Source organism: Methylomonas sp. LW13 (assembly GCF_016865255.1).
Taxonomy (GTDB): Bacteria; Pseudomonadota; Gammaproteobacteria; order Methylococcales; family Methylomonadaceae; genus Methylomonas.
Map to the genome: position 1 here is coordinate 1,654,905 of NZ_CP033381.1, position 20,279 is coordinate 1,675,183.

Annotated in this window: 21 protein-coding genes; 10 read left to right on the forward strand and 11 right to left on the reverse strand. The window is 50.1% G+C overall.

All coding sequences use genetic code 11. From position 1 onward, the window contains the following. Positions 1-8 precede the first annotated feature (8 nt). The gene (rnt, locus tag JL719_RS07440; RefSeq protein WP_033157255.1) at positions 9-635 is read right to left on the reverse strand and encodes a ribonuclease T; all 627 of its coding nucleotides are present in this window, start codon (positions 633-635) and stop codon (positions 9-11) included. Positions 636-725: 90 nt separating this feature from the next. Between rnt and JL719_RS07445 the strand changes: the two genes are divergently transcribed. Continuing rightward, positions 726-1,508 carry an MlaA family lipoprotein gene (locus JL719_RS07445; protein WP_033157256.1) on the forward strand — a complete coding sequence of 261 codons (783 nt, stop codon included), beginning with the start codon at positions 726-728 and terminating at the stop codon, positions 1,506-1,508. A gap of 65 nt (positions 1,509-1,573) precedes the next feature. Here the strand turns inward: JL719_RS07445 and mtaB are convergent, their stop codons facing one another. The 7 genes from mtaB to JL719_RS07480 form a co-directional block, all read right to left on the reverse strand. After that, complete coding sequence (mtaB, locus tag JL719_RS07450; protein ID WP_033157457.1) at positions 1,574-2,860, reverse strand: tRNA (N(6)-L-threonylcarbamoyladenosine(37)-C(2))-methylthiotransferase MtaB; 1,287 nt, start codon at positions 2,858-2,860, stop codon at positions 1,574-1,576. A 62-nt stretch (positions 2,861-2,922) separates the two neighbouring features. Then, positions 2,923-4,152 carry a spore maturation protein gene (locus JL719_RS07455; protein ID WP_033157458.1) on the reverse strand — a complete coding sequence of 410 codons (1,230 nt, stop codon included), beginning with the start codon at positions 4,150-4,152 and terminating at the stop codon, positions 2,923-2,925. Positions 4,153-4,167: 15 nt separating this feature from the next. Further along, positions 4,168-5,526 (reverse strand): adenylosuccinate lyase, encoded by a 1,359-nt coding sequence (gene purB / locus JL719_RS07460; RefSeq protein ID WP_033157257.1) that lies wholly within the window; start codon positions 5,524-5,526, stop codon positions 4,168-4,170. Positions 5,527-5,576: 50 nt separating this feature from the next. Beyond that, positions 5,577-6,269, reverse strand: coding sequence for an HNH endonuclease (locus JL719_RS07465; protein WP_033157258.1), 693 nt, complete (start codon positions 6,267-6,269; stop codon positions 5,577-5,579). A 2-nt stretch (positions 6,270-6,271) separates the two neighbouring features. After that, positions 6,272-7,582, reverse strand: a complete 1,311-nt coding sequence (locus tag JL719_RS07470) for an AAA family ATPase (protein ID WP_033157259.1) — start codon at positions 7,580-7,582, stop codon at positions 6,272-6,274. Further along, positions 7,572-8,669: a tRNA 2-thiouridine(34) synthase MnmA gene (gene mnmA / locus JL719_RS07475; RefSeq protein WP_033157260.1), complete on the reverse strand. Its 1,098-nt coding sequence runs from the start codon at positions 8,667-8,669 to the stop codon at positions 7,572-7,574. The genes JL719_RS07470 and mnmA overlap by 11 nt, the downstream gene beginning before the upstream one ends. Continuing rightward, the gene (locus tag JL719_RS07480) at positions 8,666-9,121 is read right to left on the reverse strand and encodes an NUDIX hydrolase (RefSeq protein ID WP_033157261.1); all 456 of its coding nucleotides are present in this window, start codon (positions 9,119-9,121) and stop codon (positions 8,666-8,668) included. The genes mnmA and JL719_RS07480 overlap by 4 nt, the downstream gene beginning before the upstream one ends. A gap of 125 nt (positions 9,122-9,246) precedes the next feature. Between JL719_RS07480 and clpS the strand changes: the two genes are divergently transcribed. Together clpS and clpA are read left to right on the forward strand one after the other, a co-directional pair. Then, complete coding sequence (gene clpS, locus JL719_RS07485) at positions 9,247-9,570, forward strand: ATP-dependent Clp protease adapter ClpS (RefSeq protein WP_020482550.1); 324 nt, start codon at positions 9,247-9,249, stop codon at positions 9,568-9,570. A gap of 9 nt (positions 9,571-9,579) precedes the next feature. Beyond that, positions 9,580-11,856, forward strand: coding sequence for an ATP-dependent Clp protease ATP-binding subunit ClpA (gene clpA, locus JL719_RS07490; protein WP_033157262.1), 2,277 nt, complete (start codon positions 9,580-9,582; stop codon positions 11,854-11,856). Positions 11,857-11,890: 34 nt separating this feature from the next. On the opposite strand, the gene infA is transcribed toward clpA, so the two are convergent. The 3 genes from infA to JL719_RS07505 form a co-directional block, all read right to left on the reverse strand. Beyond that, a complete protein-coding gene (gene infA / locus JL719_RS07495; RefSeq protein WP_013819653.1) occupies positions 11,891-12,109 on the reverse strand; it encodes a translation initiation factor IF-1 in 219 nt (72 codons plus the stop codon). A 102-nt stretch (positions 12,110-12,211) separates the two neighbouring features. After that, positions 12,212-14,326: a RelA/SpoT family protein gene (locus JL719_RS07500; protein WP_033157263.1), complete on the reverse strand. Its 2,115-nt coding sequence runs from the start codon at positions 14,324-14,326 to the stop codon at positions 12,212-12,214. A gap of 365 nt (positions 14,327-14,691) precedes the next feature. Beyond that, entirely contained in the window at positions 14,692-15,165 is a 474-nt protein-coding gene (locus JL719_RS07505; protein ID WP_033157264.1) for a hypothetical protein, read from the reverse strand. Positions 15,166-15,525: 360 nt separating this feature from the next. On the opposite strand from JL719_RS07505, the gene JL719_RS07510 reads away from it, so the two are divergent. The 7 genes from JL719_RS07510 to JL719_RS07540 all read left to right on the forward strand — a co-directional run bounded on the left by JL719_RS07510 (position 15,526) and on the right by JL719_RS07540 (position 20,217). Next, positions 15,526-16,248: an Aq_1264-related membrane protein gene (locus JL719_RS07510; RefSeq protein ID WP_033157266.1), complete on the forward strand. Its 723-nt coding sequence runs from the start codon at positions 15,526-15,528 to the stop codon at positions 16,246-16,248. Between the two features lie 4 nt (positions 16,249-16,252). Next, the gene (locus tag JL719_RS07515; protein ID WP_308441631.1) at positions 16,253-17,569 is read left to right on the forward strand and encodes a cobyrinic acid a,c-diamide synthase CobB; all 1,317 of its coding nucleotides are present in this window, start codon (positions 16,253-16,255) and stop codon (positions 17,567-17,569) included. Positions 17,570-17,657: 88 nt separating this feature from the next. Continuing rightward, a complete protein-coding gene (recA, locus tag JL719_RS07520) occupies positions 17,658-18,710 on the forward strand; it encodes a recombinase RecA (protein WP_033157268.1) in 1,053 nt (350 codons plus the stop codon). Further along, the gene (locus JL719_RS07525; RefSeq protein WP_084153322.1) at positions 18,673-19,170 is read left to right on the forward strand and encodes a regulatory protein RecX; all 498 of its coding nucleotides are present in this window, start codon (positions 18,673-18,675) and stop codon (positions 19,168-19,170) included. The genes recA and JL719_RS07525 overlap by 38 nt, the downstream gene beginning before the upstream one ends. 37 nt (positions 19,171-19,207) lie before the next feature. Then, positions 19,208-19,537, forward strand: a complete 330-nt coding sequence (locus JL719_RS07530) for a hypothetical protein (RefSeq protein WP_033157269.1) — start codon at positions 19,208-19,210, stop codon at positions 19,535-19,537. A 40-nt stretch (positions 19,538-19,577) separates the two neighbouring features. Next, the gene (locus JL719_RS07535; RefSeq protein ID WP_033157270.1) at positions 19,578-19,889 is read left to right on the forward strand and encodes a nucleotidyltransferase family protein; all 312 of its coding nucleotides are present in this window, start codon (positions 19,578-19,580) and stop codon (positions 19,887-19,889) included. Beyond that, positions 19,879-20,217, forward strand: coding sequence for a HepT-like ribonuclease domain-containing protein (locus JL719_RS07540; RefSeq protein ID WP_033157271.1), 339 nt, complete (start codon positions 19,879-19,881; stop codon positions 20,215-20,217). The genes JL719_RS07535 and JL719_RS07540 overlap by 11 nt, the downstream gene beginning before the upstream one ends. The last annotated feature ends 62 nt before the right edge of the window (positions 20,218-20,279 follow it).

Genomic DNA, 20,279 nt, shown 5'->3' on the forward strand with positions numbered 1-20,279 from the left:
GGCTACATTTACGTCGCTTCGTACTCGCTTAATTTTTTCCAGCGGTTGATAATCATACAAAACAACTCGGCAGTTTGTTCGGCGTCGTAAAGCGCTGAATGTGCTTTTTCGTTATCCCAGACAATTCCGGCAGCTTGAGCAATTTTTGCTAAAACTGTTTGGCCGTACATTAGCCCTCCGAGTGTGGCGGTATCGAAACTACTGAATGGATGAAACGGGCTTCGTTTGTAGTTGGTTCGTTCAATAGCGGCGTTCAAAAAATTGATATCGAAAGCTGGGTTGTGTCCAACCAAAATGGCTCGCTTGCATTCGTTACGTTTTACAGCGGCTTTGATAGGGGTAAACAGCTTGTTAAGCGCATCCTTCTCTTCTATAGCCATGCGGAAAGGATGGTATGGATCGATACCGGTAAATTTGAGCGCTGCGTCATCCAGCTCTGAGTTTTTGAAAGGAATGATATTGCAGTGATGTTTTTCGGTGACATGCAGCCATCCATCAGTGTCTGGTTCGACTATTACGGCGGCGATTTCCAATAGTGGATTTTTTTTTGAATTAAAGCCGGCGGTCTCTATATCGACAATAACAGGAAGGTAACCTCTGAAACGGTTGCCTAACGGAATTAGGTTTATTTCCATTGAGTTTGATGGGCAAAAAAAGTCGGTTGTGCGTTATGTTACGTGAGTTTTGGATAGGTATAAACAATATTCAATTGGTGAGGTGAAGTTATGCAAGATCGGAAAAAAGGTTGGGTTATCTTAGGGTTACTGACCGTATTAAACGGTTGTGCCACGACCCGCGGTGTCGATCCTAAAGATCCTTGGGAGGGCTGGAACAGAGGCGTGCAATCATTTAATGACGGCGTGGACGATTATGTCATGAAACCGGTTGCCAAAGGCTACGATTGGGTGATGCCCGATTTTGCGGACCAAGCGGTTACTAATTTTTTCAGTAATGTCGATGACATAGGTGTTTGTACCAACGATGTTTTGCAAGGAAAACTCCTGCAATCGGGTCAGGACGGCGCGCGTTTCTTGGTGAACACCACCATCGGTGTCGCCGGGCTTATAGATGTTGGGACGATGATCGATTTGCCGAAGCATAATGAAGACTTTGATCAAACATTAGGCTATTGGGGAATACCTACCGGCCCATACTTGGTCCTGCCGTTTTTCGGACCTAGTTCGCCACGTGGCGTGTTCGGGTTGGTTGGCGATGCCGCGATGAATCCGTTTACTTATGCCGGTATCTACATAAATCCAAATTGGATTGGCGCGGCGGTTTCGATTGGTCCTGGTGCATTGAAAGTCATTGACGCGCGCTCAGATCTGCTGGGCATGGAAAAAGTCGCTACAGAGGCGGCACTGGATCGTTACGAGTTTTTTAAAAATGCCTATCTTTCCAGACGTAATTATCTGGTTCACGATGGCAAGGTTCCAGACGAAGATGTGTTGAAATTCGACGAAATGCAGGGCGGTGGGCGTGGACCGCTCGATCCGAATCCGTATTGATTTAAACTGTTCCACTCTTATGTAAAAGGCCGTAAAGCACATAACTTTGCGGCTTTTTTATTGCTTCAATCCAAGCGGACGAGCATGAAATCCGGTTTCGCTTCTATCAGTACTCCCGACATTATCTTATTTTCCAGAATAAGGTCGGGTGCCACATCGCAGGCTACCCTTAGATAGTTTGGTGTGTAGCCGAAATGGCGGACCACGCCATCTTTTTGTGCTTCTTTTTGCCCTTCCCATAAAATGTTGGCCTGTTCGCCGAGGTTTTCGGCAATGAACCTATGCTTCATTGTGTCGGCTAATTCATGCAATTGCTTGCTGCGCAGTTTCTTTGTGTTCTGATCGACTTGATCTGGCAAACCAGCGGCTTTGGTGCCTTCCCGAGGCGAATAGCTGAAAATGTGAATATGACCAAAACCCAGGCTTTTGATGTAATCAAAACTTTCCTGCCATTCCAGTTCGGTTTCGCCCGGAAAGCCGACGATGATGTCGGTAGTGATATTGAAATGCGGAATCGTCGCTCGGGCCAGTTTAACGATCTGGCCGAATTCCTCCGTTTTACAGCGCCTGGCCATGCGCCGTAGTACGCTGTCGCTGCCGCTCTGCAAGGGCAAATGCAGATGTGGCATCAGTCTTGAATTTTTGAACAACTCGAAGAAACCATCCGGCAATTCCCAAGGTTCCAGAGAGCCCATGCGCAGGCGTGGAATCTCGGTTTTAGCCAGGATTTCGCTAACCAATTCGACCAAATTACTGTTGATGTCACTGCCGTAACCGCCCAAATGCACACCGGTGATGATGGCTTCGTTGATGCCTTGAGCGTGCAGCGCGTTGATCTCGTCAATGACTGCTTGAATCGGCCGGCTGCTTTCCTCGCCGCGAGCAACGGTAACGATGCAGAAGGTGCAGCGGTAGCGGCAGCCGTCCTGTACCTTGACGAAGGCGCGCTGGCGGCCACGGCTGAACAGCGACACTTCGCCGGGTTCGGTCGACATCGTCGGCATGCTATCCAAATTCAGTTCGGCCAGGGTTTTCTCCACCAGCTGGTTTTTGTCCTGGTTGCCGACTATCAAGTCCACGCCCATCAATTGCGCGGCTTCTTCCTCGTTCAGTGTCGCGTAACAGCCGCTGACCACCAGCTTGGCTTGCGGATTATCACGGTGAATGCGGCGTATCATTTGCTTGGATTTTTTCACGGCGTCCTGAGTCACCGCGCAGGAATTGATGATCACCAATTGCGCGTCGCTCAAGTTACGGGTGATGTCGTGGCCTCTAGCCTGAAAGGCTTGTGCCCAGGTTTCCAGTTCCGCTTCGTTGAGACGGCAGCCGAGGGTTTTTAAATGTATCTGCATGTAAATATAAAACAAAATGTAGGGTGCATAAGCGTAGCGTCATACGCCGACAATCAAAATAATTAACCAAAAAACCAATAAGTCACCAAAATCGCGGTCACGATGCCGCCAAGGTCTGCAACGATGCCGCAGGCGGCAGCATGGCGAATCTGCTTGATGTTCACCGCACCGAAATACACCGCCAACACATAAAAGGTGGTCTCGGTGCTGCCTTGCACCACCGATGCCAGCCGGCCGGCAAAGGAATCGGCACCGTGGGTCTGCATGGTGTCTATCATCATCGCCCGCGCGCCGCTGCCGCTGAACGGTTTCATCAGTGCAGTCGGCAGGCCGTCGATGAAACGGTTGTCGATGCCGGCAGCATTGACCAATAGCCTTACACCGTCGGTAATCAATTCCAACGCGCCGCTGGCCCGGCACACTCCGAAAGCCACCAGCATCGCCACCAGATAAGGAATGATGGTGATCGCGGTCTGGAAACCGTGCTTGGCGCCTTCGACGAACAATTCGTAGGCGTTCAGACCTTTGTAGGCAGCGGCGGCGATGAACGACACCACCAAGCCGAACAAAATCACATGGCTGACCAGAGCCGATTGCTTGAGCATTTCTGCCTGATCCAAGCCCGCGAAATAAGCCAGTATGCCGCCGACCAAGATGGTGATGCCGCCCAGATAAGCCATCACCACCTTGTCCAGCAAATTGATCTTCTGCACGGCGGCGACGGCCAGCAGGCCGGTCAGCGTCGACATATAGGTGGCGATCAATATCGGAATGAACACGTCGGTCGGATTGGCGGCACCCAGTTGAGCCCGGTAAGCGAAGATCGTTACCGGAAACAGCGTCACCGAGGAGGTGTTGATCACTAGAAATAAAATCTGCGCATCGCTGGCCCGCTCGGGATGCGGATTCAAGGTTTGCATTTCCTGCATGGCCTTGATGCCCATCGGCGTCGCGGCATTGTCCAGCCCCAACATATTGGCGGCGATGTTCATCACCATTGCCCCCTGCGCCGGATGACCTTTGGGAATCTCCGGCATCAACCGGCTGAATAGAGGATTCAGTGCCTTGGTCAATAGATCGATGAAACCGCTATGCTCGCCGACTTTCATGATGCCCAGCCACAAGGCCAGCACGCCGCTAAGCCCCAGCGAAATCTCGAACGCGGTCTTGGATAGGCTGAACATCGCATTCATCAACTCGGAAAACACCTGGGTATCGCCCAGCACCAGCAGCTTGAAGGCGGCGGTGGCGAAGGCGGTCAGGAAGAAGAATATCCAGATGAAGTTCAGCAACAACCGGTCCCGTGATTAGCCGATTTTCTTGGCCAAATCTGCCGCGTAGCCGGTGTAGCTGTGCGGCGTGAGTTTCAGCAACTCGGCCTTGGCTTCCGTAGGAATTTCCAGCTTCTCGACGAAGGCACGCATGCCGTCGCCGGTGACGCGATTGCCGCGGGTCAGCTCTTTCAATTTTTCGTAAGGCTTTTCGATACCGTAGCGGCGCATCACGGTTTGGATGGGCTCGGCCAACACTTCCCAGTTTTGGTCCAGGTCTTGATCGAGTAACGCCGGATTGATTTCCAATTTGGAAATACCTTTCAAGGTCGATTGTATGGCGATGCTGGTGTGGGCGATGCCGACGCCGATGTTGCGCAAAACTGTGGAATCGGTCAAATCGCGCTGCCAGCGCGAGACCGGCAGTTTGTCGGCCAGGAAGCCAAAAATCGCATTCGCCAATCCCAGATTGCCTTCGGAGTTTTCGAAGTCGATCGGGTTGACCTTGTGCGGCATGGTCGAGGAGCCGACTTCGCCGGCCACGGTTTTTTGCTTGAAATAACCCAGCGAAATATAGCCCCAGACGTCGCGGTCGAAGTCCAGCAGAATAGTGTTGAAACGGGACAGGGCGTGAAAAAACTCGGCCATGTAATCGTGCGGCTCGATCTGGATAGTGTATGGGTTGAAAGTCAGGCCCAGCGACTCGACAAAGTTTTGCGCAAAAGCAGCCCAATCCACATCCGGATAGGCGACGCTGTGTGCGTTGTAATTGCCGACCGCGCCGTTGATTTTGCCCAGCAGTTCGACGTTCGCCAGTTGTTGGCGCTGGCGTTGCATGCGGGCGACGACATTGGCGAATTCCTTGCCAACCGTGGTCGGTGTCGCCGACTGGCCGTGGGTACGCGACAGCATCGGTTGTTCGGCGCTATTCAGTGCCAATTGCTTGATCGCGTCTATCGTCGCATCGACTTCCGCCAGCATCAGGCCGCGGCCTTCCTTCAGCATCAGCGCATAAGACAGATTATTGATGTCTTCAGAGGTGCAGGCGAAGTGGAAAAACTCGTTGATGGCGTGCAGTTCGGTGTTGCCTTCGATCTTTTTCTTCAGGAAATACTCGACTGCCTTAACGTCGTGGTTGGTGGTTTTCTCAATGTCCTTAACAGCCAGGGCGTCGGCTTCGGAAAAATCGCTGACGATGTTATTCAGCACGGCGGTCGCTTCGGCGGACAAGGCTGGCACTTCGGCGATCTTGGCTTCGGCGGCCAAGGCTTGCAGCCAGCGCACTTCGACTTCGACCCGGTAACGGATCAAGCCGTATTCGCTGAAGATGGGGCGCAAGGCGTCGACTTTGCCGGCGTAGCGGCCGTCGATGGGGGAGATGGCGGTGAGTGTCATGTTATGTGTTTCCTAAATTTCTAAAACGTAAAACGGTTTACCTGCGACAGCTAGATTTGTCCACCAGGACGTTGGGTCGGTCGGATATTTTCGTCGAAGCAAGCCTTGGCTGTGCCGGGAAACGCTTCGATCAAGCGGCGGCGCATGTCTACATCATCCTGGAAGACCGTCATCCAGACGGACCAGAAGCCTCGTTGTAATGCCATTTCGACAATTTCGGCTCTGCGTTCCTCGCTATCGAAGACGGCAAGTTGCGATTTTCGCTTTGAGGCATTTTGCCAAGCTTGCTGCCGATGCAGCCAACGTTTGTCTTTGCTTGTTGGAACTTGTTGACCATTAATCTGGCGATCAGGATGTTTATTTAGGCCTAATGCCAACCAGGTCTTTTCGATTTTTCGGTTGATAGGCTCGGCATGTATTTTATTCGGCAATACCCGGCCTTGCGAATCGTAGCTAAAGGCTAGCAAGGTATTGTCACTGTCGGGCCAAACATAATCGTCAAGGTTCAATTGGCTATGGCCTTTGCCTGAATTGCAATTGCCGCAGGCTAACAAAAAATTGTTCCAAAGAAATTTGGTTTCCGGGTATTCATTTTTTGGTTTTTTATGCTCTACATGAATACCGCTGGCAATCCAGCGTTCGCAATATGAACAATATTCGCCGAGTCGTTCTCTTAACGGCTGTTGAGCATTTTCATAGGGTTTAATTTCGCCCAGGTCTGTTCCTTTATTAACCGGACGCATGGTTATTTATCTTTTGAGGCTAATACGGAATCGCGTTCGAATTTTAATTGTGCTGCGAATGCCGGATCGTCACTGAAAGGAATGGATAATTCGTCCAATTTCGAGCGTAACTGCATGACTTCCATATCCGATTCGTTATTTACTTCGTGCAGTTTTCGATAGTAAGCTTCGGCAGCCTCCATCATGTCCAGATAGCGTTTGCTCTTTTGCGGAATTTCGACATGCTGCTGATCTTCGGCAATATCTTCGATACTTTCGCTTTCAATCGCGACCGGCTGGGCTTTCTCCAAATCCCATAATAAACAATCTTCGCGTCCATATAACGATTGAATAATAAATGGCGAATGACTACTAGCAACAAATTGTACTTTCGGAAAGGTTTTCAATAATCGCCCGACCACTTCCCGTTGCCATTTGGGATGCAAATGCAGGTCGATTTCATCGATCAGCACGATGCCTTCGGTTTGTTTGATGACGTCAGCTTCCAGTTGAGGATTCAGGGTCGCCATGCGGTAGGCAATATCGGCAACCATGCCTATCATGTTGCGGTAGCCGTCGCTGAGCAGGTGGAAGGGGATGGTTTGGTTTTTGCCTTGAATCACCATCTCGATCAATATTTCGTCCCATTCAAAAGCCCACCAAGCTCGTTTCGCATCTGGAATCATTGCGACTATGGCTTCACGCACAGCTTCTAAAACATGTTGAGGCTCTTGTTTTTGTAAGAAAATTATTTCCTGTTTTTTAAACCAACTAAATAATTGTTTTAGGTTAACAAATGGATCTAAACAGTATCTATAGCCAATAAGTCTAGAACTAGGGCCAGATGTATCAATATTTTCCAAGGTGTCGGCCGAAAGCCGTGCAGTACCGTAGTTGCAGATGACAGGAAATACGGTTTTTGAATCCGATGCGTTTAGTTCAGCAGCGAAAGATACGATGGGCTCAAGAAGTGAGCTTATTGAGTCTAAATTGCTAGTTAAAGTCCAATCAATTTTGCAATTATTTAATATGCCTTTCAAATAGACTGACGTTGGAGATATAGCTTGTTTAATAAGTGTTTGGCCTAAAGTAGAAAACTCGTAACGTTTGTCATAATCCGAAATGGCGCCACAGTCAGCTTTGAGTCCGTATTCAACGTGTAAAAAGTCCTTGAGCCCTAAAATAAATGGATTGATCGCCAGTTTTAGAGCGTCCAATACAGCAGTTTTACCGCTGCCATTGTCGCCGATCAATAGTGTAAATCGGTCAGAAAAATCGATTTCATAATTTTCGAAACAGCGAAAATTACTCAGATTTAACTTATTAATTTTCATTGTATTTAACCTCGATAATGCCGCCGCCCAAGCAAATTTCGCCGTTATAAAATACGACGGACTGGCCTGGTGTAATAGCCCTTTGCGGTTGGTCAAAACTTACTTTTACACGTAAACCGTTGTCCAGCGGTTCGATCAAGCAATCTTGATCCGGTTGGCGGTAGCGAGTCTTGGCGGCACAGTGGATCGTTTCGGTCAAGGGTTGGTCGCCGCACCAATCGAGTTGGCCGGCTTCCAGGGTGTTGTGCAGCATTAACGGGTGGTTGTGGCCCTGGCCGACAATCAGCACGTTATTGTCCAGGTCTTTTTCCAGTACGAACCATGGTTCATCCGGCGCATCCTTGACCCCACCTATGCCGAGGCCCTGGCGCTGGCCCAGCGTGTAATACATCAAGCCATGATGTTTGCCGATATATTGCCCTTCCGGTGTGCGCATTTCACCAGGTTGGTGCGGCAGGTATCGTTGCAGAAATTCCTTGAATTTGCGTTCGCCGATGAAGCAAATGCCGGTGCTGTCTTTCTTGCGGCTGTTGGCAAAACCGGCTCTATCCGCCATCGCACGGATTTCCGGCTTGTGTAGGTGGCCTATTGGAAACAGGGTACGAGACAGGGCTTTCTGCCCCATTGCGTAGAGAAAATAGCTTTGCTCTTTGTTGGGATCTAAGCCTTTTAATAGCTGGAATTCGCCGTCTTGTTCGCGAACGCGGGCATAGTGGCCGGTGGCAATATATTCGGCGCCCAAGTCTTCGATGGCGTAATCCAGAAACGCTTTGAATTTGACGTGTTTGTTACAAAGTATGTCGGGATTGGGAGTGCGGCCGGCCTTAAACTCTGACAAAAACACTTCAAATACCTCGTCCCAATATTCGGCGGCGAAGTTGACGGTCTTAAGCTCTATGCCGAGTTTGTCGCAAACTTGCTGTGCGTCGGCTAAGTCTTGCATCGCCGTGCAATATTCGGTGCCGTCGTCTTCCTCCCAATTTTTCATGAACAAGCCTGTGACTTTGTGGCCTTGTTCTTGCAGGGCTAGAGCGGTAACGGAAGAATCGACGCCGCCGGACATGCCGACGATGATGTGTTTGCTCATTCTAAATCGATAAAAGACTGTAAGATGCTAAGCGGAAAGCGGTGACCTTTCAGGTATTCGTCCACAGTGGTTAATACCAAAGGGCTGCGCAATTGCTGGCGTTTTGCGTAAATTTCATTGCGGCTTAACCAGTGAGTGTCGATAATGCCGTCGTCGAGAGCTTGTTCTGGATTGTGGTTGTTGACTGTGCCGGAAAAACAGAAGCGAACAAAGCTGGGCATATGCGGATTTCTGCGCCATAACTGTGTGGCGATTAAAGCCTCCGGTTCAAATTGCCAAGCTGTTTCCTCGCAAACTTCGCGTTTGACGGCACTGATTAAATCTTCACCTTCTTCCAAATGACCAGCGGGCTGATTGAACGCAAGGCCTCGTGCCGTTGTCTCCTCAACCAGCAGAAAGCGACCGTCTTTTTCGATCACGGCGGCGACGGTGACGTGAGGTTTCCAAACCATGATATTGATAGAAAACGGTAAAAGGCGCGCATTTTACTAGAAATGTTTTTTATGTGCCTAAAGATTGAAATTTAATGTTTAAGACGCTATTTTTAAGACCACAATGATTCACAGCACCAAAGATTATGTCAGATTTTGAACCCTTGAAAGATGGTGACGGTAACACCGCGCTGCAAGAAGCCAAACCGCAGCTGAAAAGACCGCCACTGTATAAGGTTATGTTGCTTAATGACGACTTTACGCCGATGGATTTTGTCGTCGAGATATTGACTGATTTTTTTAACATGAGCCAAGAGAAAGCAACGCAGGTGATGTTGCAAGTGCATACACAGGGTGTCGGGGTTTGCGGTACCTATACCAAAGACGTAGCTGAAACCAAAGTACATATTGTTAATGAATATTCCCGTGAGCACCATCACCCGCTGATGTGCACGATGGAAGAGGCGTGAGGGCTAACCATGCTAAGTAAAGAACTTGAAGTGACATTGAATGCTGCTTTTACCGGAGCTCATGCCAAAAGACACGAATTCATCACGGTCGAGCATTTATTGCTAGCCTTGTTGGACAATGTCACGACGATACCGATTTTGATCGCTTGCGGCTGCAATGTTAATGCACTGCGGGCCGAACTAACCCGGTTTATAGATGAAACCATTTCCTTGATTCCGGAAGGCATACAGCGCGAAACGCAACCCACTTTGGGTTTCCAGCGCGTTTTACAGCGCGCCGTATTTCATGTCCAGGCTTCCGACAAAAAAGAAGTCACCGGCGCGAACTTATTTGTCGCCTTGTTCAGTGAGCAGGATTCGCACGCGGTTTATCTGTTGAACAAACAAGACATTACCCGTTTGGATGTGGTCAATTATCTGGCGCACGGGGTTTCCAAAATCGAGCAGTTCAGAAAAGAAAATAACGAAGAGCCGGAATCCGAGCGCGGCAGCAATGAAGCTTTGTCCAGCCCATTGGAAAAATACGCAACCAACTTGAACGAAGAAGCCCTGAAAGGCAACATCGATCCTTTAATCGGCCGCGAGCTGGAAGTGGAAAGAACCATTCAGGTGCTTTGCCGCCGCCGCAAAAATAATCCGCTATTGGTAGGGGAGGCTGGTGTCGGTAAAACCGCTATAGCCGAAGGTTTGGCGAAACGAATTGTTGAAGAACAAGTGCCGGATATTTTGTTGAATAGTGTGATTTATTCGCTAGATATGGGCGCACTGGTGGCCGGTACCAAGTATCGCGGTGACTTTGAAAAACGACTCAAGGCTTTAATTAGCCAACTAAAAAAAGAACCGGACTCGATTTTATTTATAGACGAAATTCATACCATTATTGGTGCGGGTTCCGCTTCCGGTGGGGTGATGGATGCCTCTAACTTGATCAAACCGGTGTTGGCATCCGGACAATTGCGTTGTATTGGGTCCACTACTTATCAAGAATATCGGGGTATTTTCGAAAAAGACCACGCTCTGGCGCGGCGCTTCCAGAAAATCGATGTGATAGAGCCATCAATAGAAGATACTGTATTAATCTTGAAGGGCTTGAAGTCGCGCTTTGAAGAGCATCATGGCCTGAAATACACCCAAGAAGCATTGCGACTGGCGGTGGAATTATCAGCGCGCTATATCACAGACAGGCATTTGCCCGACAAAGCCATTGATGTGATCGACGAAGCCGGGGCCAGGCAGCGGTTGTTTGCCGGTATTGATCGCAAGGATCTGATCGATACTGCCGAGATAGAAGAAATCGTCGCCAAAATTGCCAGGGTTCCGGCACAATCGGTATCGTCAAACGACATTGATAAATTGTCGAGCTTGGAAAAAAACCTGAAGATGCTGGTGTTTGGCCAAGACGAAGCCATTTCAGAGCTGGCGTCGGCAATTAAGCTATCGCGAGCGGGTTTGCGCGATACCACTAAAACGATCGGTTCGTTCCTGTTTGCCGGTCCTACTGGTGTCGGTAAAACCGAAGTGACTCGGCAGCTAGCCAAAGTATTGGGCATAGAGTTGATTCGCTTCGATATGTCTGAGTACATGGAGCGGCATACTGTATCACGCTTGATCGGAGCGCCTCCGGGGTATGTCGGGTTCGATCAAGGTGGATTGCTGACCGAAGCGGTGACCAAACATCCCCATGCCGTGTTGTTGCTGGACGAGTTGGAAAAAGCGCACCCGGATGTGTTCAACCTGTTACTACAGGTGATGGATCACGGCACATTGACCGACAACAACGGTCGCAAAGCGGATTTTAGAAATATCATTTTGATCATGACGACCAATGCCGGCGCGGAAGAAAGCAGTCGGGCATCTATCGGCTTTACCCAGCAAAATCATGCTTCCGATAGTATGAAAGTGATCGAGCGAGGGTTTTCGCCGGAATTTAGAAATCGTCTGGACGCAATTGTGCAATTCAAACCGCTGGATTTGGCGGTGGTGGGCAGTGTGGTCGATAAGTTTATTTTCGAGCTGGAAGCCATATTGGCGGACAAAAATGTCACATTGACTTTAGAACCTGCGGCGAGAGCGTGGCTGGCCGAACATGGTTGCGATCCAAAAATGGGCGCGCGGCCAATGGCGCGATTGATTCAGGAAAAGATCAAAAAACCGCTGGCAGAAGATTTATTGTTCGGTCGTTTAGCGAATGGCGGTCACGTGCGAGTGCATGTCGAGAACGATGCGTTGGCTTTTGCCATCGAGAGCAAACAACTAATCGTTTCGGAATTGAATCAAGTCGTATAAAGCGAGGGAAGCAATCGCTTTCCCGAAAGACGGGTTAGCGATTGCGGAAAGTAATGCGGCCTTTGGTCAAGTCGTAAGGTGTCATTTCTACGCGGACTTTATCGCCAGTCAGGATGCGGATGTAGTGTTTGCGCATTTTGCCGGAGATGTGGGCGGTAACGATGTGACCATTTTCCAGTTCGACGCGAAACATAGTGTTGGGTAGGGTATCGATAACCTTGCCATCCATTTCAATCTGATCTTCTTTTGCCATAGTCAAAGCTCTAAATTTAAAACGCCTATGTTAGCATGAATCCTCTGCCGAGCCGCTAAAAAAGTCTCCCGGATAGTTGAATTAGTGCTGATACAGGGCGTGTCAGACTTTCCTTCTCACTTCAATAATATTTGGCAAATGGCTGATACGTGCCAGCACCAAACTAAGTTGCTCGGTATTTTCGATTTGAATTGTCATATTCAGAATGGCCGATAAATCGTCGTGGGTCTTCAACGAGGCGTTGCTGATATGTACTTTCCCGGCGGCTAGTACCTGAGAAACGTCGTTCAGCAAATTTTGCGCGTTAAAGGCATGAATCAAAATCGGTACGCTGTGATGTACAGTTTGTTGACCACTCCAATCGGCTTTCAACAATTGCAATTGCTGCTCGGGCGACAGATGCCGAATATTCTCGCAGTCGCGGCGATGAATAGTGATACCGCGTTTATGCGAGATAAAGCCGATAATCTCGTCACCCTTTACCGGTGAGCAGCAATGGGCCAGCGTGGTCACTACATTATCAATATCATCGATAGTAATCGCTGATTGCGTCGAGGATTTGCTTGGCACCAACTTAATCGGCGTAGGCTCCAATTCCGGAATTTTCAGCGCACCGGCCAATTGTCGGTTGTTGATGTCGCCGTGGCCTAGCGCTTCATAAAAATGTTCTGTATCCGCGAATTTAAAATGCCTTAACAATTCGTTGATATCGACGGTTTTCAAGCCTAGCCGCTTGCTTTCCTTATCCAGCAGCAATTTGCCGGCCGCAATATTTTCGGCTTGCTGTTGTTGTTTGAACCAGCTTTTTACCTTGCTGATGGCTCGCGGGGTTTTTAGGTAACCGAGGTTGGGATTCAGCCAATTGTGATTGGGTTGACCGTTTTTAACGGTGATGATTTCCACCTGCTCCCCAGAGCACAGCTTGTAAGTCAAGGGCTTGATTTGGCCGTTAACTTTGGCGCCGCGGCAACTGTGACCCACCTCGGTATGGATCGCATAAGCAAAATCCAACGGCGTAGCGCCCTTGATCAGGTCGATCAATTTGCCGGCAGGGGTCAGCACGAATACCCGGTCGGAGAACAGCTCGGTATGAAAGTTTTCCAGCAAGCCGTCAGTGTTATCTTTGTCTTCCAGCAATTGTCGGAGCGAGGCGATGTTCTTCTCGGTGGCGGCGTTGAACTTGCTGCCCTCTTTATAACGCCAGTGCGCCGCCACACCCAGCTCTGCAAAGTCGTGCATGGCTTTGGTACGGATTTGAATTTCGATACGGTTGCCGTCTTCATCCAAAACTACGGTATGCAGGGACTGATAGCCGTTTTCCTTAGGGTTGGCGATGTAGTCGTCGAATTCCCGCGGAATATGCTGCCAATGGCTGTGCGCCAAGCCTAGCACCATGTAGCAGGCCGACAAACTGTCCACCACCACGCGCACTGCCAATAAGTCGTAAAGTTCGTTTATCGCCAGTTGCTTGCGGCGCATCTTGTTCCAGATGCTATAGATATGCTTGGGCCTACCGTAGACCTTGGCCTGTATGCCTTCCTGGTTTAAACGGTCTTGAAGTGCCGCTAAAAACCGCTCAATAAAGGCTTGGCGTTGTTCCCGATTGACAGCCAATGAGTCGGTGACAAAGCGGTAATGCTCAGGATCGGCATAACGAAACGCCAGGTCTTCCAATTCCCATTTGAATTGATTAATACCCAGGCGATTGGCGAGTGGCGCATAAATATCCAGGGTTTCCCTGGCAATGAAGCGGCGGATATTGTCTTGCTCGTGTTGGAGTCCGCGCAGCCGCTGAATACGAAAAGCCAATTTAATCAGCACCGCCCGCACGTCATGGGTCATTGCCAGCAGCATGCGTCGCAATATCTCGGCTTGATTGGGCTGGTTTGCCATGTCGGTACTGTAAATGCTGACATTATTCAGCCAGCTCACGTCTTTAACCAAGTCGGCGACTACCGGTCCGAATTGCTCGCGTATTGTCGGGTCGCTGAGTTTCCCGGCAACACGTGAATCGCTGAGCAGCGCCGCCAGAATAGTTTCCAGATCGATATGCACACTCATTAAAATTGAGGCGACATCGACGCCTTTGGGGCGGAGAGTGTCCTTGCAGTTTGCCGAAAGTTGCTCGACCAGCTTCAGCGCTTGGCTGATCTGTAAGCTATCGGCGTCTGAAAACCCGGGAAACAGTTCGGTGACGGAAGAATTATTTTGAGTCATACCAATATTGTAAGACTAGCGAGGTGGGGCGGAAAATAGGGAATTTCCTGAAACTTGGGGTTCGAATCCAGGCGTCAGAGTAAACGGCTAGCGACGCGCTGTAACTGTCCGCGCTCCCCGAGTGTCTATACGGGCAAAGCTATTGGGCAAAATTCAGGAAATTCTCAAGCAGTAAGAAAACCACTCAAGTATGGCCGGATTTATTAAACCGGCCCTCAATAAAGTCGCTCACGCTTATGCTAAGGCCGAGTTTTCAAGATGGATTCCCGCTTACGCGGGAATGACGGAGCAGGGAAATTTAAGTGCCCGATTAACAGGCAGGAAATTCTAAGATTCTTAGCATTAAGTGCCTGGGGAGACAGCCATTAATAAGCATCTTTATCCGTGATTTTGCCCTTGTCGTTGACCGCCACCTTCCATTTGCTGCCACCCACCTCAATAAACAATTCGTATTCTTCGCCCACGCCGTTCGGGTTAATCACCAATTCCGCCTTATGCAGCTTATAGCCAGGGAAGTTATCGGCCAGCACTTTGGTCACGTCAGGTGATATTTCTAGACCGTTGTCCAGCAGGATTTCGTTCGCAAACAACGCGCCGTCGGTTCTAAATAACTCATGCTTCAATTCGTCTTCCGTATCCTTAAAGCTGACTTCCAGTAGCTGTTGACCAAAGTGGGTTTCCTGAGTCGCTTTCAGGTCCTGCGCTTGCGGGTGTCGTTTCAAAATATTGGCCCTGACTTTATCCGGGATTGCCACGCTAGCGGAATCTTGGGCTTGAGCGGTTGATAAGCTGCTGTAAAAGGTGGTAGCGGCAAGTAAGGAAAGTAATAAAGTACGCATATGTTCTCCTGCTGTGTTGGATCCCCCAATGACTTAAAGCGCTGGGGATGGTTTCATCGTTGTTTTTGCGGTATTAGCAAAAGGTGGACGTTGGAAAAATTCATTCAAAACCAGAACGTGCTCTTCTGAGAGCTTGAAGCACTCTTGGCGCTTAACTATGGTCGATTATGCGATAAAAATAAAAATCGCCGGTAGGATTTTTCCGCGAACTTGGCATAGATCAATATTTGCATATCGATTATTCTAAAAGCAGTTTGATGCCATTGAGCCGCTGGGGAGCCGATTTGGCTTGCCGGAAGCTTCCGCAGCACCAGTCTAGCGCCATGGATCGTGCCCACTTTGCCTTTTTCTAAATTGCCTATGCCGAAGCAATATCGCCGTTTTCGAGATATTTCCACCAGTGAGAAGATTTTATATACCGTGTTTCTGTTGACCATCGGTTTGGGTTATCTGATGGCCCTCGTGAATTTGTATTACACCCATCAGGGCCGCGATGGTAAGCGCGGTTTGTCGATAGACGACATTGTCATCATGTACCACGGTTCGACCACTCAGTCCAGGCTTGGCGCGGCAGTCAACGGCATCATGGAGCCGAATCTGAAATACAAAAGCGATAAGGAAGTGATCTTGAAATGGATTCAGGATGGCGCGGAGCAACCGGCTTACGAGCAACAGATCGCGCCGATTTTGAACCGCGATTGCATCCACTGTCATAACCCGGCCGCCAACCCGAGCCTGCCCAATCTGACGCATTACGAAGGTGTCGCGGAAGTGGCGCATAAAGGCGGGGCGTCGACGCCGGCGCTGGTCAGGGTGTCGCATATTCATTTATTCGGCATTGCCTTCATCCTGTTTTTCATTGGCAAAATTTTTCTGCTCTGCGATATGAATATCTACGTCAAGCGGGTGGCGCTGGTGATTCCGTTTTTTGCAATGCTATTGGACGTAGTGTCCTGGTTTGTCACCAAGCATATTTCCGAATTTGCCTATGTGGTAGTGCTTAGCGGTGCGTTGATGGGCTTATCGATGGGCGTACAAATACTAATGAGTGTTTATCAAATGTGGTTTTACCAAAAGGACTGATGTTTTGACTGTTTCTCCCGTTTCATCCATGACGACCAACCCGCGCTGTTGTCCGGCCATGTTAATCAGCGCCCCGGCTTCCGGGCAAGGCAAAACCACCGTCACCGCCGCGCTGGCTTACTATCATAGACAGCAAGGCCGTCGGGTTCGGGTATTCAAGACCGGCCCGGATTTCATCGATCCGCAGATTTTGGCTTACGCCAGCGGGCAGCCGGTTTATCAACTGGATTTATGGATGATGGGCGAGGCCCATTGCCGTGACTTGTTGTACCGCGCCGCCGGCGAAGCCGATTTGATTTTGATCGAAGGCGTGATGGGCTTGTTCGACGGCGACAGCAGCAGCGCTGATTTAGCCCAGGCGTTGGCGGTACCGGTCGCGGCGGTGATTGATGCGCAGGGCATGGCGCAAACCTTTGCAGCCGTGGCCTACGGCTTGGCCAATTATCGACCGGGTTTGGCATTTGCCGGTGTGATAGCCAACAAGATCGGCAGCGCCGGGCATGCAAAATTGTTGCAAGAAGCCTTGCCGGCGCAAACGCCACTGATTGCTGCAGTGGCCAGAGATGACGCCGTCGGTCTGCCATCGCGGCATTTGGGCTTGTGGCAGGCTGATGAAATTGGCGATCTGGACACGCGGCTCGCTAGGGCCGCCGAATTGCTGAACAGTTATACACCTTGCCAGTTGCCGGCCCCCGTGTCGTTTGTCGGAGTGTCGATCGATCCCCCGCCCCATTTGTTAGCGGGAAAGCGCATTGCCGTGGCCCGTGATGCGGCGTTTTCATTTATCTACCAAGCCAACCTGGATTGCCTGCAAGCGATGGGCGCCGAACTGGTGTTTTTCTCACCGTTGAAGGACTGTGCTTTACCGGAGGCTGACAGCGTCTACTTGCCGGGCGGCTATCCGGAGTTGCATCTGCAAGCCCTGGCCGACAATACGGCGATGAAGCAGGCATTAATCAGGCATCATCAAGCCGACAAAGCAATCTACGCCGAGTGCGGCGGCTTCCTATACTTGCTGCAGACCTTGGCCGATATAGATGGCAATCAGGCGGCGATGGCGGGTTTGTTGCCAGGTCGTGCGCGGATGCAAACCCGCTTGGCCAATTTGGGCATGCATAGTCTCCAACTGGAGCGCGGTGAGATTCGCGGTCACAGTTTTCATTTCTCCACGCTGGAAACCACGTTAGAACCGGTTGCTTCGTCCGTCGCGCAACGCAGCTTTGGCCACGGCGAAGGATTTTTTCGCAGTGGCTCGCTTCAAGCCTCGTATCTGCATTTATATTTTCCTTTCAATCCGCGGCTTGCCGCCGGCTTTTTCTGAACTTTGAATGGATATAAAAACTGTTTCACAGCCAGGGTCTATGGGATAATGCGCGGCTTTCACCGGCCAGACAACAGCAGGTACTCAAATGGACGAAAACAAGAAAAAGGCGCTGGGCGCCGCGTTGATGCAGATCGAAAAACAATTCGGCAAGGGCTCCGTGATGCGGATGGGCGATGTCGCCGCCAGCCGCGACATTGAAGTCGTATCAACCGGCTCGCTGTCTTTGGATATTGCGCTGGGTGTCGGCGGTTTGCCGCGCGGCCGGATTATCGAAATCTACGGCCCGGAGTCGTCCGGTAAAACCACCTTGACGCTGCAAACCATCGCCCAGATGCAAAAGTTGGGCGGCACGGCGGCATTCGTCGACGCCGAACACGCGCTGGATCCAATCTATGCGCAAAAAATCGGCGTCAATATCGACGATTTGTTGGTTTCGCAACCGGATACCGGCGAACAAGCCCTGGAAATCACCGATATGCTAGTGCGCTCCGGCGCGGTCGACATCGTGGTGGTCGACTCGGTGGCCGCTTTAACACCCAAGGCCGAAATCGAAGGCGACATGGGCGACTCGCACATGGGCTTGCAAGCGCGCTTGATGTCGCAAGCCTTGCGCAAACTGACCGCCAACATCAAACGTTCCAACACATTGGTGATTTTCATCAACCAGTTGCGGATGAAAATTGGGGTGATGTTCGGCAACCCGGAAACCACTACCGGCGGTAATGCGCTGAAGTTTTATGCCTCGGTGCGTCTGGATATTCGCCGCATCGGCGCGATCAAGAAAGGCGACGAGGTGATCGGCAACGAGACTCGCGTCAAAGTGGTTAAAAACAAAGTGGCGCCGCCGTTCAAGCAAGCCGATTTCGAAATCCTCTATGGCGAAGGCGTGTCATTCTTCGGTGAACTGGTCGACTTGGGCGTGGAATTCGGTTTCGTGCAAAAGTCCGGTTCCTGGTATGCCTACAACAACGAGAAAATCGGCCAAGGCAAGGACAACGCCAAGCAGTTTTTACGCGATAACCCGGATAAGGCCGCCGAATTGGAAAAGGCTATCCGCGAGAAGGCCTTTGCCAAATTAGCCAGCGCGCCGGCTGCAGTCAGTGAAGACGACGACGCCGAGTTTGTCGACGGCGATTGAACGCCGGCAGCAGATCGAAGCGGTCTGTCTGAGACTATTGGCCCGGCGCGAACATAGCCGCCGGGAATTGCTGGATAAATTGGCACTACGCGGCTTTAACCGCGACGACGTTGAACCGGTTATCGATCAGATAGCCGAGCAGAACTGGCAAAACGACGCACGCTATACCGAAGCCTATGTTCGCCAACGTATCCGAAGCGGTTACGGTCCGATGCGAATTCGTTATGAACTGCAGCAGCGCGGTATCAACGACGCCAATCTCGATGCGCAGGCCGAGGAGCAGGGCGGCTGGCAAAATCTGCTGCTGGACGTGTATTTGGGTAAATACGACGGCGAAAAATCGCTGACCCAAAACGAATGGCTGAAGCGCAGCCGCTTTTTACAGCAACGCGGCTTCAGTGGCGAAATGATCAAGCGCTTGTTTGCGGAATTGAAAATCAAACTATGTAGGTCGGAATAAGCGGTACCGTTTTCGACAAACTTTTAAGGCCAATTAGATGAAGTTCAGTAGAGTTGCAACCGGATATACAAGATCTAAAGCACGGCGAGACAACCTTCAAGTAGTTGAAATTGATGGTCCGAACATTAGTTGGGATTCCGGCAAGAAAGTTATAGTTCTGAGTAAGCAAGCGGTCCCTGATTTTGCACCAAGCTCAACGTCAACTTATAACTGCGACATTGAAATTTCCTTATCGGAAATTGCTGAAATGATAAAAGTGGTTGGGGATTCCTTAGTAAAAGTAACTCCCAACCCACCAAAGATTTCATTCCCTAAATTGAAGTCTGAGCTCGTAGCTCCGAATAGCGAAGCGTATTCGGAGAAATAGTTGAAATAAGGTTCAAGCAAATCGAAGCTAAGAGCTATTTATGCATCCTCTGATTCAGCAAAATAAATCCGCAATCGTCGACTTATGCAGGCGCTATCGGGTTAAGCGTCTGGAGGTCTTTGGCTCGGCCGCGCGGGCTACCGACTTCGATTTGGAACACAGCGATGCGGACTTTTTGGTCGAATTTGCCGAGGACGGTCAGTCGTCTTCGTTGCAGGTATTTTTTGCCCTACGGCAAGAACTGGAGAGCCTAATTGGGCGGCATGTGGATTTAGCGGAGACTGCAGCGTTGCAAAACCCTTATTTGCTAGCCAGCATAGAACAAAGTCGCGAATTGGTCTATGCAGCGTGATCCTCGGGTCTTTCTGTGGGACGCTCATTTCGCTGCTGAAGCGATTCTGGAATTTGTTGCCGGTAAAACTGTTGCGGATTACAGATCAGACCGTTTATTACGCTCTGCTGTGGAGCGCCAATTTGAGATTATTGGCGAAGCTTTAAACCAGTTATGCAAAATAGAACCTGCTTGGGCCGAACGCATTCCGGATTTGCCACAAATCGTGGCTTTTCGCAATCTGTTGATTCACGGATATGCGTCGGTTAACGATTTAACGGTTTGGAATACCATCGAATCATCTTTGCCAGCATTGCACGAAACGCTGGCGAATTTGTTAAATGGCTGAAAATTCTATAGATGAGCTCTTATCATCAGCATATGTAACGTAAATTTACTTTCTGAAGTATC